This window comes from Streptomyces sp. NPDC052109 (assembly GCF_040680195.1).
Lineage (GTDB): Bacteria > Actinomycetota > Actinomycetes > Streptomycetales > Streptomycetaceae > Streptomyces.
Genome location: NZ_JBFAWF010000002.1, coordinates 589843 through 602821 on the forward strand (window position 1 = coordinate 589843; position 12979 = coordinate 602821).

Consider the following 12979-nt stretch of genomic DNA (forward strand, 5'->3'; position numbering starts at 1 on the left):
CCGCGAGCGGCTGCCGGCAGCCGCGCACGCGCTCGGGTGCGCGAACTCGTCGACCAGGGCCGGGCCTCGCGCTGTGGCGAGACCCGGGTCGCTGGGCCACCAGGATGCTGTGGCGGGCGGAGGACGCCGACGCCCTCCACCGTGGTGTCCTGGAGGTGCGGCGCGCGGAGGCCGGGCCGCGGTGGCTCCAGATCCTGCACGCGGCCAGGCCGCGCGGCTGCCCGCCGGCCCACTCGGCACCGGGGCGCGGCGGGGCCCACCATGGTGGTGACGGGCGTTGTCCGAACCTCGCGGGTGAAGGAGGGCGCGGTGATGTACTGGTACGGCGGCTGGGCCTGGATGGCCTTCATGCCCCTGCTGTGGATCGCACTGATCTGCCTCGCGGTGTGGGCCGTGGTCCGCCTGACGCACGGCTCGTCCGGCGGCACCGCACGCCGTGGCCACGGCTGGGACGGCGGCGAGCACCGGGAGACCCCGGAGGAGATCATCGACCGGCGCTACGCCTCGGGAGAGATCGACACCGACACCTACACGGAGATGCGCGAACGCCTGGCCGCCCACCGGCCGGGGCAACGGTGACCGCACCGTTGGGTCCCGGCCCGGCTGGGTCTATCGTCTGAACTCTGAGGCCAGGACGAGGAGGACGGCCGGTGATGCCGCAGGACGAGGCCGTGGTCGGCCGCATGGGCAAGGTGCTCATCGGGACGCGCGGAGCCGCGGGCCCCGGTGAGGTGCTGGTGCGGGTCAGGGGCGGCTCCGAGACGTTCCTGGCATGGTCCGAGGATCCCCTGCCCGCGGGCGCCACGGTCCTCGTGATCGAATCACGGGGATGCCGCGAAGTCGGCGTCATCGAGTGGGTGGATCCATTGGACGCGCTCGGTGGAGAGGCCGCCGGCGCAGGCTGAGGAGTTGAGCATGTTCGGATACCGCGTTCCCGCTCCCGACGAGGCGATGTTGATCTCGGGGGGCCGGCGGGGACTGGGGGGCGCGCCGTTCCGAGTGGTGACGGGGCACGGCAAGTTCGTGGTCCCGTTCTTCCGCAAGACCCGCTTCCTTTCCCTTGCGATGTGCGAGGCCGAGGTCACCGAGACCTGTGTGACCAGGCAGGGCATCGCCCTGCACGTCCGCGCCGTCATCGCCTTCAAGGTCGGCAACGACGCCGAGAGCATCATCAACGCCGGTCAGCGGTTCCTCTCCGACCAGGACCAGATGTCGGTGCTGACCGGCCGGATCTTCGCCGGCCATCTGCGGGCCATCATCGGCTCGATGACGGTCGAGGAGATCGTCACCGAGCGCCAGAAGCTCGCCGCCGAAGTACTGGACACGTCCAAGACGGAGATGGCGAAGATCGGCCTGATCGTCGACTCGCTGCAGATCCAGTCGATCGACGACGGCGACACCGGCTACATCGACGCGATGTCCGCGCCGCACAAGGCGGCCATCCAGCGGCAGGCCCAGATCGCCCAGGCCCAGGCCACCCAGGCCTCGGTCGAGGCGGAGCAGGAGGCGGCCCGCAAGCAGGCCGAATACGCGCGGCAGACCGCCATCGTCAAGGCCGAGTACTCGGCCCAGGTGGACCGCGCCCAGGCGCAGGCCGCGCAGGCCGGCCCGCTGGCGCAGGCGCACGCCCAGCAGGAGGTGCTGGACGCCCAGACGGAACTGGCCCAGCGTCAGGCCCAGTTGCGCCAGCAGCAGCTGGTGGCCGAGGTGGTCAAGCCCGCCGAGGCCGAGGCCGAGCGGGTCAGGATCCTCGCCGCCGCCGAGGCCCAGCGCATGAAGATCCAGGCGGAGGCCGCGGCCTCCTACGACCGGGTCGCGCTGGACCGGATGCTGATCGACCAGCTCCCGCAGATCGTGAAGGAGGCCGCGGGCGGACTGGCCGGCGCCAACGTCAACGTCCTGAACGGCGCGGACGGCCTCGGCGAGATCGCCGCCGGCCTGGTGTCCCAGGGTCTGACGATCCTCGACTCGGTCCGGCAGAACCTGGGCGGCCAGGACAAGGACGGCCAGGGCACCCAGGGCACCCCCCAGGGCAACAGGACCGACGGCAACGGCCTGCTCCAGCTGCGCTCGGGCCGGGAGCAGCGGTCGGACGACGGTCCGGTGGACGTCGACTAGGCGCTCCGCCGGCCCGGCCGGGCCGGGCCGTGCTTCGTCTGCCGCGCCGTCGTGGCCGGTCACTCCCCGAGTTCTCGGCTTCGCTCGAACCCGGGGGAGGACGGCCATCGCGACGGCAGCCGCGTTCCAGGGACGGCCCCGCGCCCCGGGCGTGCCCCACGACCGTGATGTGACGGTTCGGCCCGGGACGCTCCAGCTCGTCCAGCACCGCGACTGCCAGGTCCTCGGCGCTGATCCATGACCGGCCATCGGCATCCGTCAGCAGGGTGTCGGTGCCGCGCCGGTAGCGGCCGGTGCGTCCGCCGGGCTCCAGCAGGGCAGGTGGGCTCAGGTAGACCCGGCCGGCGCCGGCGTGGGCCGGGCAGGTCCGCAGCCGGGCGACTCCGGCGGTGGCCACGGCCCGCCACGCGGCGGGCACGTACGCGGGGTTGTCGGCGACCGGCAGGTCCGGGGCGCCGGGGCTGCGCAGGGCGCCGGCGCCGCCGACCACGAGGACACGGATCCCGAGGCGGGCCGCGGCGTCGAGCACCGTACGGGTGGCGGTGACCAGGAAGTCCTCGTCGGCCGGGAAGGTGCGCACGGTCAGGACGACGGCGTCGGCGACGGAAGCGGCAAGTGCCTCCCGTACGGCGTGCGGGTCGGTCGCGTCCACGGCGACCGGCGTCACGTCAGGGTCGTCGCTCGCCGGCGGTTTCCGCGACCACGCCGACACGCGGTGTCCGCGCCGGCTCGCCTCCGTGACCACCCGGCGGCCGACCATCCCGGTCGCCCCCAGCACGGCGATCGTCATCTGCTGCGTCATCGGGCGTCCTCTCCTCGGTTTCGGTGTTCTTCCCTGCGGCCGGGCCGAGTTGCGCGGCCAGCAACGCGGTCAGCGCCAGGGCGAAGCCCACGGTCTGCGGCGGGCTCAGCGACTCGCCCTGGGCGATCCCGATGACCGTCGCGACCAGCGGGGACAGCAGCACCAGCGGTGCGGACGCGGCGACCGGCAGCCTGCCGATCCCGCGGAACCACAGCGCGTACGCGATGAGTCCGCCCATGCTGCCGAGCCACAGGTAGCCGCCGGCGGCGCCCGCGTCGATCCGCTGCGGCACCCCCTCGACGGCCAGGGTGAGGGGCAGCAACAGCAGTCCACCGACGGTCAGTTGCCAGCCGGCCAGGGTCAGCGGGCCGACGCCCGCGGGCCGGCCCCAGCGCTTGGTGAGGACGACCCCGCAGGCCATGGTGGTCGTATGGCCGAGGCCGGCGAGCACCCCGACGGCGTCCAGCCGGGCCTGCGGCCCGAGCACGACCAGGCCGACGCCGAGCACGCCGAGCACGGCCCAGGTCAGCCGCCAGAGGGTGGGCCGGTCGTGCAGCGCCGCGAGGCCGAGACCGGCGACCAGCAGCGGCTGGGCTGCGCCGAGGGTGGCGGCGACGCCCCCGGGGAGCCGTTCGGCTGCCACGAACAGCAGGGGCATGGCGCCGATGTTGAGCACGCCGAGGACGGCGGTCTTCCACCACCACTCCCCGCGTGGCAGCACCCGGGTGATCGCCAGCGCGAGCAGCCCGGCGGGCAGGGCCCGCATCAGGCCCGCGAACAGCGGATGCCCGGGCGGGAGCAGCCGCGTGGTCACCACATAGGTGGTGCCCCAGGACGCGGGAGCGAGCGCGGTCAGCAGGACGGTCGTCGCCTGCGCCTTGTTCCGATGCATGGGGGGGAGTCTCGGCCCGCCCAGCCATGATTCCAAAGCATGGTTGTCATCGCAGCCATGAATGACCACGATGAATGCGTGGATCTCCAGCAACTGCGCTACGTCGTCGCCGTCGCCGACACCCTCAACTTCACCCGTGCCGCGGAGCGCTGTCAGGTGGTGCAGTCCGCGCTGAGCCACCGGATCGCCGCGCTGGAACGCGAGGTGGGCGCCCGTCTCTTCGCCCGGTCGAGCCGCCGGGTCGAACTGACCGGCGCGGGCGCCGCTTTCCTCGTGGGCGCACGCGAGTGCCTGGCCGCCGCCGACCGCGCGGTGGCCGACGCCGCGGCCGCGACCGGTGTGGTGCGCGGGCGGCTGGCCGTCGGCGTGATCGTGACCACGGCCGCCGTCGACGTACCGGAGGTGCTGCAGCGCTACCGCGCCCGGCATCCCGACGTCCGGGTCGTCCTGCGGTCCGGACGCAGCGACGAGCTGGCGGCGGCGATCCGCGCCGGGGAGCTGGACATCGCCTTCCTCGGCCTGCCGGAGGGCGAGCGGCCGGCCGGTCTGGAGACCATCGTCCTCGATCACGACCGGCATGTACTGGTGGTGCCGGCCGGGCACCGGCTGGCGGGCGCCTCCCGGATCACCCTGGCGGAGATCGCCGACGAGACGTTCGTGGACTTCGTCGCCGGGACGCCCGCCCGCGCCCAGTCCGACCGGGCGTTCTCGGCGGCGGGTCTGGTCCGGGACGTGGCGTACGAGGCGGGTGTCGTGGAGCTCATCGTCCAACTGGCCGCGCGCGGGCTCGGCATCGCACTCCTGCCGCAGGCGTTCATCCGCCCGCTGGCCGAGGCCGATCCCCGACTGGCCCTGGTCCCGGTGGCCGACGGGCCGCGCCGCCTGGAATACCTGGCCTGGAGCCGCTTCAACCCCAGCCCGGCCACCCGCGCGATGCTCGACGTCCTCGGGGTCAGGCCGCCGTCACCACGGTCCTAGTAGGCCCTGGCGGCACGCGGAACGGGCGGCGCACGTAGGCGTCGGCCGGCTCACGCGACCGGCCGGGACCGAAGGGACAGCCGTGGCCGGGCAGGACGACCGCGACGTCCGGGTCCGTGAGGCGCGCGAGGCTCCGGCGGTAGGCGGCCGGAGCCGAATCGGGCAGGTCGGTCGATGAGGTCGCCCTCGTGGAGCGCGTCGCCGGTGGACAGCGCGCCGGTGCGCTCCTCGTACAGGGCGACGCGGCTCGGGGGTGTGGCCGGGCGTGCGCGGCCCTGGTCGCGCTCGGCACGCCGGCCAGTGGGGTGTTCCTTGGGCGGCGGACGTCCCGGTGGGTGCGCTGCGGGCGCGTCGGCCGATCGCGCCCACACGGCGGAGCCGCCCCCGCTCCTCCGCGACACGGAAGGGCGCCCGTCAGGCGCGGGCCGCACCGTCTCGTCGTGCCGTGCGCGCCAGCCTCAGCAACTCGTCCACCGCCCACTGGTCGTACGCGTGCTCGCCGTACTTCGCGGCGAGCACGCTGCCGTCGGCGGTGATGAGGAAATCGGCGGGCAGTCCGAGGCGGCCGCCGGCCGGACGGGACGCCGGCCCGCGCTCCCGCCCGCGCAGGATCGCCCAGGTAGTGCGCGCCACCGCACGCAGGATCGGCCCCCACACCCGCGGGTCCAGCAGCGCCCGGGGCGCCGGCTCCACGCCGAACTCGGCGTAGAGCCGCTTGTCCGGATCGGCCACGACGGCGAACGGCAGGTCCGCCGTGTGCTCCCGCAGCTCCTCGGGGGGCGAGTGGAAGACGACTACCTCCCGGATGCCGGCCGCCTCGATCTCCGCGTGCCGCCGTACGACGGACCGCAGATGCAGATTGCAGACCGGGCAGCCGGCGAACCGGCGGAACTGCAGATGGACCAGCCGGACCGGGTCGGGCACGGGGACCGGCGGGCCGGAGACGGGGGTGAGCTCGCGGGGACCGACCCGCGAGCCGGGACCGAAGGGCTTGCGGGGCGCGGACTTGTACATCGACTTGTGCCTCCCTCGTGCAGCACCGACGTAGGCGTACGCCATACACCTACGAGCGTAAGCGTATGCCGTACGCTGTCAAGCGCCATGCCTCGACCCCGCTCCCTCACCCCCGACCGGCTCGCCTCGGCCGCACTCGCCGTCCTCGACCGTGACGGACTGGCGGGGCTGTCCATGCGCACGGTGGCCAAGGAGCTCGGCATGAGCACGATGGCGCTCTACCGGTACGTGGCCGACCGCGACGAACTGGAGCGGCTGGTCGTGGAGTTCGCACTCGGCGCGGTCGACACCGGGGCGCCGTCGGCGGACCTGCCGTGGCGCGAGCGCGTGGAGATCATGGTGCGGCGGCTGCGGGACGCCCTGAGCGCGCACCCCTCGGTGATCCCCCTGTCGGTCGCCCACCGGCACCACTCCCGCGCCGTGCTGCGCTGGTCGGAGACGGTGCTCGGCATCCTCACGGGCGCGGGCTTCGAGGGCGAGCGCCGGGTCGTGGCCCTGCGCGGGCTGGTCGCCCAGGTCAACGGCGCGCTGCAACTGGCGCAGCTCGGCTCCCTGGCGGGCGAGGGCACGGCGGCCATCTCCGCCCTGGCACCGGAGGAGTTCCCGCTCATGGCGGAGACCGCGGCGCACGCCCGACGAGTCGACGCCGACCAGGAGTTCTTCGGCGGTCTCGCGGTGTTTCTGCGCGGCCTGGAGGCCTGAGGCTCCCGGCCCTTCGGCGGTACGGCGGTCAGTCCAGCCGGAGCCGGTCCGCCAGCCCCGCCTCCTCGAACGCCTTCACCACGTCCTCGCGGGTCTCGGTGAAGTGGGCCCAGCTGTCGCAGTGGGCCGGGACCACGCGGCGGGCGGCGAGGAGACGGGCGGCGGTGGCCGTTCCCTTGCCGTCGAGGACGAGGAGGGCGTCGTCGAGGACGGGCATGCGGGGCGCCCCGGCGAAGAGGACGGCGGTGTCGACCGGGGCGTACCGGTCGGCGATCTCCTGGACGAGCTCCAGGGAGGCGTTGTCGCCGCTGACGTAGACGCTCGGCAGATCGGCGGAGGTCAGCAGGAAGCCGGTGACCTCGCCGACGAGCGGCTCGGAGCCCTTCGGCCCGTGCAGGGCCGGGGCGGCGGTCACGGTGACCGTGCCGCCGTCGGGGCGGACCAGGTCGACGGACTGCCAGGGGGTGAGCGGTTCGGCGCCGCCGCCCAGCCGGCCGGCCGCCGCGGGTGTCGTGAAGGTGCGCGGGGTGGCGGCGAGCAGGGCCCGGCCGGAGTGGTCGAGGTTGTCGGCGTGCTGGTCGTGCGAGAGCAGGACGACGTCCACGGGGCCGAGTTCGGCGGGGCCGACGCGGGGTGGGGCGGTCTTGGTGAGGGTGCGGCCGCTGGGCGAGGGGTAGTCGCCGGGGTCGTCGAAGGTGGGGTCGGTGAGGAAGCGGAGTCCGCCGTACTCGATGAGGACGGTGGGGCCGCCGAGCACGTGGACGGGTATCCGCTCGCCGGAATCGCCGAGAGGGTCGGAAAGGGCGGCCATGACGGTCTCCTCACGGACAGAAGGAAGTTCATCCGTGAGAGACCGTACCTCTTTCTCACGGATGCCGACAAGCCGTACCATGACAGCCGTGAGCCCTGCGACCCCCGCCCCCGTCGAGGAGAGCGCCGCGCCGGCCCTGCCGCCCGCTCCCGGCGCCGCCCAGCACCCCGCCCTCGACCTGGCCAACAGCGCGATCGCGCTGCCCGGCGGACAGCGGGCGGAGTTGCTGGACACGCCCGCCGCCGCGGAGCGCTGGCTGGTGGAGCGGGGGCTCGCGCCGGCCGGCGCGGGCCTTCGCGAGACGTGCGCCGGCCGGCTGCGGTCGCTGCGCGAACACCTCCGCGCACTGCTCGCGTCCCGCGCCGAGGGCCGCCCCGCGCCCGCCGACGCCCTCGCCGCCGTCAACGAGGCCCTCAGCCTCGCCCCGGCCGCCTCCCTGCTGCACTGGTCGCCCGAGCGCGGCCTGCACCGCGCCTCCGCCCACCCCGCCACCCAGATCGTCGAGCACGCTCTGGCCGTCCTCGCCGCCGACGCCGCCGACCTGCTCACCGGCCCCGACGCCGACCGCCTCACCGCCTGCGGCTCCGCCCCCTGCAACCGGTATCTGCTCCGCCACGGCCGCCGCCACTGGTGCTCCACCCGCTGCGGCGACCGCGCCCGTGCGGCCCGCGCCTACGCCCGCCGCACGGGGCGGACGGAGGGCGACTGAGCCGCGGGCGCGGACACCGCCCGCACCGCTCCCCCGGCCCGGGAGTGCGCCCGGGTCCTACTGGAACGCCGGCAGGTTGCGCGCGGCCCACTCGCCAAAGGGGCGGGCCGGGCGGTGCAGGACGGTCTCCACGTCGGGGCTGACCCTCACTTCGGCCGGCAGCGGGGCGCCGAGGACGTCCAGCGTGCCGCGCACGATCTCCTCCGGCATGAACCTCGCCATGTGAGCATGCGCGTCCTCGCGTGACAGCTCCACGAAGGCCACCTCCTCACCCAGGGCCGCGGAGAGGGCCGCGGCCTGCCCGCGCGAGCTGATCGGCTCCGGGCCGGTCAGCTCGTACGTGCGGCCCGCGTGCCCGCCCTCGCCCAGTACGGCCGCGGCGACCGCCGCGATGTCCGCCGGGTCGACGACGGGCAGCGCCACGTCACCGAACGGGGCGAAGACCGTGCGCTTGGTGCGGACCGTCTCGGCCCAGGCGAAGGCGTTGGAGGCGAAGCCGCCGGGGCGCAGGACGGTGAAGTTCCGCCCGGAGGCGCGCACCGCCGCCTCGCACGCGCGCAGCCGGGCGTGCGCCGGCGCGTCGGGGCGGGTGGCGCCGGCCTGCGAGGAGATCAGGACGACCTGCTCGACCCCGGCGTCCACGGCCGCCTCCAGCAGGGCGTCCGGGCGCTCGCCGCGGATGTTGAGCTCGCCGCCCAGCAGGAGGAACAGGGCGCGGGCCCCGGCGAGGGCGGGCCGCATGCTCGCGGCGTCCCCGACGTCGGCCCGGGCCCAGCGGACGCCTTGCACGGCACGCGCGGGCTGCGTCCGCCGCGACACGGCCACGACCTCCTCGCCCGCTCCGGCCAGCAGTTCCACCAGCGCCCGCCCGACGTTGCCGGTTGCGCCCGTCACTGTGATCATTGCGACCCCCATCCAGTTAGTTAGTTGACTCACTTAGATCTAACACGCCGCCTTACGGGGTTGTCTATAGTCAGTTGGGTGACCAACTCAGTGAATCGGCGGGCGCGGGCCTCACAGAAGCGGCAACGGCTCACGGCGGCGGCGGCGCGGGTCCTGCACGTGCAGGGGGTCGAACGCACCACCCTCGCCGACATCGCGCGGGAGGCCGACGTCCCGGTCGGGAACGTGTACTACTACTTCAAGACCAAGGACGAGCTGGTCCAGGCCGCGCTCTCGGAACACCGCGCCCACCTGGACGAGCTCACCGGCCGGCTGGAGCGGCTCGCCGACCCGCGCGACCGCCTCAAGGGGCTGATCGAAGCGTGGATCGACCGGCGCGACATCGCCGCCCGCCACGGCTGCCCCACCGGCACCCTGGCCGTCGAACTCGACAAGCGCGCTGAGGGCACCCTCGACGCGGAGGCCGGCGCGGTGATCCGGCGGCTGCTGGACTGGGCGGCGCAGCAGTTCCGCGAGCTGGGGCTGCCCGACCCGGACGACCTGGCCCTCACCCTCGTCTCCACGTACCAGGGCATGTCCCTGCTGGCCAACGCCCTGCGCGACCCGGACGTCATGACCCGTGAGGGAACCCGCCTGCTGCGCTGGCTCGACTCCCTCCCGGCCGGGGCCTAGCAGTACGGCCGCTGGTGCGTGAGCGAGGCGGCCACCCGCAGCCACACCCCGAACTGCCGGTACAGGGCCGGAAGTGCGCCGGTCGCCCGGATCGTGCGACTGTCGTCGGCCGTCACACCCGGGATACCGAGGAGGGTGGCGGCGACGGAGGCGGACTGCCAGCGGACGGTGAGGGTCACGTCGGCGGCGGAGGCGCAGGGGCGCGGCGGGGCCGGGGTCAGGCCGCCGCGACCCCGGCCTCGACGGCCCTCCACGCCTCCGCCTCCGGGCGCAGCTCGGCCGCGAACCGGTCGTGCGCGTACTTCACGGGCACCGTGACGACCGAGGCGTCCCACGCCGTCATCTCGGCGCACGCCACGTCGTCACCCGTGAGGGCCACCACCGGCACGCCCAGCGCCGCCGCCGTGGCATGGGCGAGACCGATCTCCCCCACGGGCCGGCCGTCCAGCCACATGTCCTCGATCTCGTGGCCCATGAAGCTGTGGCTGAGCACGCCCGGGGCACCCGCCCGGGAGTGGTACCCGACACACAGCGCCGCGTCGTACTCGCCGGTCAGACCCTCCAGCATGCCCATCTGCTTGGGCTTGCCGCGCACCAGCCGGACGGCCGGGTGCAGCGCCTCGGGCAGCAGGTTGCGCATCGGTCCGTGCGCGTCGTTGACCAGGATGTCGGCGGCGCCGGCCGCCAGCGCGCCCCGCACGGCCGCGTTCACGTCCTCGGCCATCATGGAGCGGCCACGCTCGTAGTCCCGGCCGCCCGGCTGGACGTCCTCGGCGTCGACGAGCCCGGTGACGCCTTCCATGTCCACGCTGATGTAGATGCGCACGGCGTCGACGCTAGCCGACCCTACGTATTGTAGGTTCCCAATCGCCAGCGGCCGCAGGGCTGTTCACATATCTGTTCACCGGGGGATGCATGCAGGACACGGACACGGAGGCCGGCGGCGAGGTCTGCGCGCGTACCCTGGCGCCGACGCTGACCCTGCTGGTCGTCAGCCTCCTCGTCGCCGCCGTCGGCGTGTACGAGCTGTGCGGCTTCGGGCTGCACAGCCTCGACCGGCGCCCGCACCTGTTCAGCGACGGCCTCGCGACCGGCGGGGTGATCGTCGCCGTCGTCGCGGCCGGTGCGGCGGTGGGCAACCTGGCCTGGCATCTGGCGGCGGCCGGGAAAGGACGCGGTAAGGCCGGGTAAGAGGGGCGGCACGGGAAGGATCGGGTAAGAGCGGATCCCGGTACGCTCCTCTCCCGTAGTCCGCCCGGCGGACTACCCTACAAGCTGTAGGGTCAGCTTGCCCCGACCGGGGCTGTTCCGTCCCCCTCTCCCAAGGTGACCAGTCACCATGCCCGCTCAGCAGCAGACCGTGACCTCCCCGCAGGTTCCCGCCCAGCGCGGTCCCCGTCGCGCACCCCGGCTGCCCCTGCCCAGCCCCCGCCTGCGTGCCCGGGCGGCCTCGGCCACCGTGTGGTACCTGCGGCTGATCGCCGTCTTCAACATCATCGCGGTCATGTCGCTGCCGTTCCGCAAAGAGGTCCGGGAGCACAACGACGGCAAGCTCTTCACCGCCCGCCACGTGCACGCCCACGTGCACCACGCCGGCCAGTTCTTCACCCCGTACCTGGCCACCGCGGGCCTGGTCTCCGCCGCTGCGGCGATCTTCCTGGCGCTGGTGATGCGCCGCGGCAAGCGGGCCGCGTGGGTGGTCAACCTGCTGTGCGCGGGCCCCCTGTTCGTGCTCTACGTCCTCGCGCTCACCCAGCACCCGTTCCGCGACCACGCCTTCAACTGGGTCTCCACCGCCCTCACCGGTCTCTTCGTCGTCGCGCTGCTGATCGGCCGCCGTGAGTTCAACGCCATCGGCGACCCGTCCAGCCCGAAGCTGGCGCTGGCCGTCGGCGTGGGCGGTGTCCTGGTGACCGGCGGCGTCGGCACGCTGCTCGTGCACGCCACCAACAAGCTGCCGCACGCCCCGCTGTTCGAAGAGCTCGCCTACACCCTGCTGCGCGGCATCAGCGTCGGCCCGCTCGCCGACCAGGTCGACTCCGTGCACGCGCCCCGCTGGGTCGACATCATCATCAACCTCCTGCTCGCGGCCGCCTTCTGCCTGGTCCTGTACGCCTGCTTCCGCTCTCCGCGCGGCCGCCGGCTGCTCAGCCCGGGGGACGAGGAGCAGCTGCGCGTCCTGCTCGCCAAGCACGGCGCCCGCGACTCCCTCGGCTACTTCGCGCTCCGCCGCGACAAGGCCGCCATCTTCTCCCCCACCGGCAAGGCCGCCGTCACCTACCGCGTCGTCGGGGCGGTCTCCCTCGCCTCCGGCGACCCCATCGGCGATCCCGAGGCCTGGCCCGGTGCCATCGACGCCTGGCTCAGCGAGGCCCGCCGGCACGCGTGGACCCCCGCCGTCATGGGCGCGAGCGAGGAGGCCGGCACGATCTACGCCCGGCACGGGCTGGACGCCCTCGAACTCGGCGACGAAGCGATCGTCGACATCGCCGACTTCACCCTCGAGGGCCGTGCCATGCGCGTGGTCCGCCAGGCCCACAACCGGGTCAAGCGGGCCGGCTACACCGTCCGCATCCGCCGCCACGAGGACATCCCCGCCGACGAGATGGCCCTGCTGGTCGACCGCGCCGACCACTGGCGCGACGGCGCCACCGAACGCGGCTTCTCCATGGCCCTCGGCCGCCTCGGCGACCCCGCCGACGGCCGCTGCGTGATGCTGGAGTGCCGCGACGCGAACGACGAACCGCGCGCCCTGCTCAGCTTCGTCCCCTGGGGCGAGCACGGCCTCTCCCTGGACCTCATGCGCCGCGACCGCGACTGCGAGAACGGCCTGATGGAGTACATGGTCGTGGAACTGCTGTTGCACGCGAAGGAGTTGGGCATCCAGCGGGTGTCGCTGAACTTCGCGATGTTCCGCTCGGTCTTCGAACGCGGCGCCCGCCTGGGCGCGGGCCCGGTCCTGCGCCTGTGGCGCTCGACCCTCACCTTCTTCTCACGCTGGTGGCAGATCGAGTCCCTGTACCGGGCCAACGCCAAGTACCGCCCGGTGTGGGAGCCGCGCTTCCTGCTGTTCGCGAAGTCCAGCGACATCCCGAGGATCGGCCTGGCTTCCGCCCGGGCGGAGGGCTTCCTCACGTTGCCGGGGATGGGTGGCCGGACGGAGTCGTAGGGGCTGCCCCGGACGGGGTCGTAGGGCTGCCCCGGACGACCCGGGCGGTGTGCTGCTTCGTCGCGCACTTCCCGCTCCGGGTGCGGCAGGCGCTGCCGGCCGGGACTTCACACTTCGGACAGTCATTTCGTTCTACCGCGTTTGCGGCTTGATCGGACGTCAGGTCCACCGCGGCGGTCCGTCAGAACTGTCTCGCACGACATACGGGT

The 12979-nt window shown here is 73.8% G+C and carries 15 protein-coding genes and 1 pseudogene; 9 read left to right on the forward strand and 7 right to left on the reverse strand.

Annotated features, from left to right (window positions below):
- Positions 1-312: 312 nt before the first annotated feature.
- From AB0L59_RS08365 to AB0L59_RS08375, 3 genes are all read left to right on the forward strand, one after another.
- A complete protein-coding gene (locus tag AB0L59_RS08365) occupies positions 313-579 on the forward strand; it encodes an SHOCT domain-containing protein (protein ID WP_365580782.1) in 267 nt (88 codons plus the stop codon).
- A gap of 74 nt (positions 580-653) precedes the next feature.
- A complete protein-coding gene (locus AB0L59_RS08370; protein ID WP_365580785.1) occupies positions 654-905 on the forward strand; it encodes a hypothetical protein in 252 nt (83 codons plus the stop codon).
- A 10-nt stretch (positions 906-915) separates the two neighbouring features.
- The gene (locus AB0L59_RS08375; RefSeq protein ID WP_365580788.1) at positions 916-2118 is read left to right on the forward strand and encodes an SPFH domain-containing protein; all 1203 of its coding nucleotides are present in this window, start codon (positions 916-918) and stop codon (positions 2116-2118) included.
- A gap of 160 nt (positions 2119-2278) precedes the next feature.
- Here AB0L59_RS08375 and AB0L59_RS08380 read toward each other — a convergent pair.
- Positions 2279-2878 (reverse strand): annotated as a pseudogene (locus AB0L59_RS08380) (NAD(P)H-binding protein); the annotation flags it as partial.
- Positions 2787-3812, reverse strand: a complete 1026-nt coding sequence (locus tag AB0L59_RS08385) for an EamA family transporter (RefSeq protein ID WP_365580791.1) — start codon at positions 3810-3812, stop codon at positions 2787-2789. The pseudogene AB0L59_RS08380 and the gene AB0L59_RS08385, both read right to left, overlap by 92 nt.
- 78 nt (positions 3813-3890) lie before the next feature.
- On the opposite strand from AB0L59_RS08385, the gene AB0L59_RS08390 reads away from it, so the two are divergent.
- Positions 3891-4790 (forward strand): LysR family transcriptional regulator, encoded by a 900-nt coding sequence (locus AB0L59_RS08390; RefSeq protein WP_365580794.1) that lies wholly within the window; start codon positions 3891-3893, stop codon positions 4788-4790.
- Positions 4791-5204: 414 nt separating this feature from the next.
- Here the strand turns inward: AB0L59_RS08390 and AB0L59_RS08395 are convergent, their stop codons facing one another.
- Positions 5205-5804 carry a peroxiredoxin-like family protein gene (locus tag AB0L59_RS08395; RefSeq protein WP_365580796.1) on the reverse strand — a complete coding sequence of 200 codons (600 nt, stop codon included), beginning with the start codon at positions 5802-5804 and terminating at the stop codon, positions 5205-5207.
- Between the two features lie 87 nt (positions 5805-5891).
- On the opposite strand from AB0L59_RS08395, the gene AB0L59_RS08400 reads away from it, so the two are divergent.
- Positions 5892-6506 (forward strand): TetR/AcrR family transcriptional regulator C-terminal domain-containing protein, encoded by a 615-nt coding sequence (locus AB0L59_RS08400; protein ID WP_365580799.1) that lies wholly within the window; start codon positions 5892-5894, stop codon positions 6504-6506.
- Between the two features lie 28 nt (positions 6507-6534).
- Here the strand turns inward: AB0L59_RS08400 and AB0L59_RS08405 are convergent, their stop codons facing one another.
- Complete coding sequence (locus AB0L59_RS08405; protein ID WP_365580801.1) at positions 6535-7317, reverse strand: MBL fold metallo-hydrolase; 783 nt, start codon at positions 7315-7317, stop codon at positions 6535-6537.
- 88 nt (positions 7318-7405) lie between these two features.
- Between AB0L59_RS08405 and AB0L59_RS08410 the strand changes: the two genes are divergently transcribed.
- A complete protein-coding gene (locus AB0L59_RS08410) occupies positions 7406-8026 on the forward strand; it encodes an ABATE domain-containing protein (RefSeq protein WP_365580803.1) in 621 nt (206 codons plus the stop codon).
- Positions 8027-8083: 57 nt separating this feature from the next.
- On the opposite strand, the gene AB0L59_RS08415 is transcribed toward AB0L59_RS08410, so the two are convergent.
- On the reverse strand, positions 8084-8929 hold the full coding sequence (locus AB0L59_RS08415) for an NAD(P)H-binding protein (protein WP_365580805.1): 846 nt from the start codon (positions 8927-8929) through the stop codon (positions 8084-8086).
- 78 nt (positions 8930-9007) lie between these two features.
- Here AB0L59_RS08415 and AB0L59_RS08420 point away from each other — a divergent pair, with 78 nt between their 5' ends.
- Positions 9008-9601, forward strand: coding sequence for a TetR/AcrR family transcriptional regulator (locus AB0L59_RS08420; RefSeq protein ID WP_365580808.1), 594 nt, complete (start codon positions 9008-9010; stop codon positions 9599-9601).
- On the opposite strand, the gene AB0L59_RS08425 is transcribed toward AB0L59_RS08420, so the two are convergent.
- Together AB0L59_RS08425 and AB0L59_RS08430 are read right to left on the reverse strand one after the other, a co-directional pair.
- Positions 9598-9780: a hypothetical protein gene (locus tag AB0L59_RS08425; protein ID WP_365580811.1), complete on the reverse strand. Its 183-nt coding sequence runs from the start codon at positions 9778-9780 to the stop codon at positions 9598-9600. The genes AB0L59_RS08420 and AB0L59_RS08425 overlap by 4 nt on opposite strands.
- Before the next feature lie 38 nt (positions 9781-9818).
- Positions 9819-10427, reverse strand: a complete 609-nt coding sequence (locus tag AB0L59_RS08430) for a M55 family metallopeptidase (RefSeq protein WP_365580814.1) — start codon at positions 10425-10427, stop codon at positions 9819-9821.
- An 89-nt stretch (positions 10428-10516) separates the two neighbouring features.
- On the opposite strand from AB0L59_RS08430, the gene AB0L59_RS08435 reads away from it, so the two are divergent.
- Both AB0L59_RS08435 and AB0L59_RS08440 read left to right on the forward strand, forming a co-directional pair.
- Entirely contained in the window at positions 10517-10792 is a 276-nt protein-coding gene (locus AB0L59_RS08435; protein WP_365580816.1) for a hypothetical protein, read from the forward strand.
- A gap of 148 nt (positions 10793-10940) precedes the next feature.
- On the forward strand, positions 10941-12770 hold the full coding sequence (locus AB0L59_RS08440; protein WP_365580818.1) for a phosphatidylglycerol lysyltransferase domain-containing protein: 1830 nt from the start codon (positions 10941-10943) through the stop codon (positions 12768-12770).
- Positions 12771-12979: the final 209 nt, after the last annotated feature.

Bases quoted from the DNA above. Each gene is read 5' to 3' on its own strand.
- AB0L59_RS08370 (WP_365580785.1), top strand. From the start codon at position 654: ATGCCGCAGGACGAGGCCGTGGTCGGCCGCATGGGCAAGGTGCTCATC.
- AB0L59_RS08365 (WP_365580782.1), top strand. From the start codon at position 313: ATGTACTGGTACGGCGGCTGGGCCTGGATGGCCTTCATGCCCCTGCTG.
- AB0L59_RS08415 (WP_365580805.1), bottom strand. From the start codon at position 8,929: ATGATCACAGTGACGGGCGCAACCGGCAACGTCGGGCGGGCGCTGGTG.
- AB0L59_RS08400 (WP_365580799.1), top strand. From the start codon at position 5,892: ATGCCTCGACCCCGCTCCCTCACCCCCGACCGGCTCGCCTCGGCCGCA.
- AB0L59_RS08375 (WP_365580788.1), top strand. From the start codon at position 916: ATGTTCGGATACCGCGTTCCCGCTCCCGACGAGGCGATGTTGATCTCG.
- AB0L59_RS08385 (WP_365580791.1), bottom strand. From the start codon at position 3,812: ATGCATCGGAACAAGGCGCAGGCGACGACCGTCCTGCTGACCGCGCTC.
- AB0L59_RS08405 (WP_365580801.1), bottom strand. From the start codon at position 7,317: ATGGCCGCCCTTTCCGACCCTCTCGGCGATTCCGGCGAGCGGATACCC.
- AB0L59_RS08440 (WP_365580818.1), top strand. From the start codon at position 10,941: ATGCCCGCTCAGCAGCAGACCGTGACCTCCCCGCAGGTTCCCGCCCAG.
- AB0L59_RS08395 (WP_365580796.1), bottom strand. From the start codon at position 5,804: ATGTACAAGTCCGCGCCCCGCAAGCCCTTCGGTCCCGGCTCGCGGGTC.
- AB0L59_RS08435 (WP_365580816.1), top strand. From the start codon at position 10,517: ATGCAGGACACGGACACGGAGGCCGGCGGCGAGGTCTGCGCGCGTACC.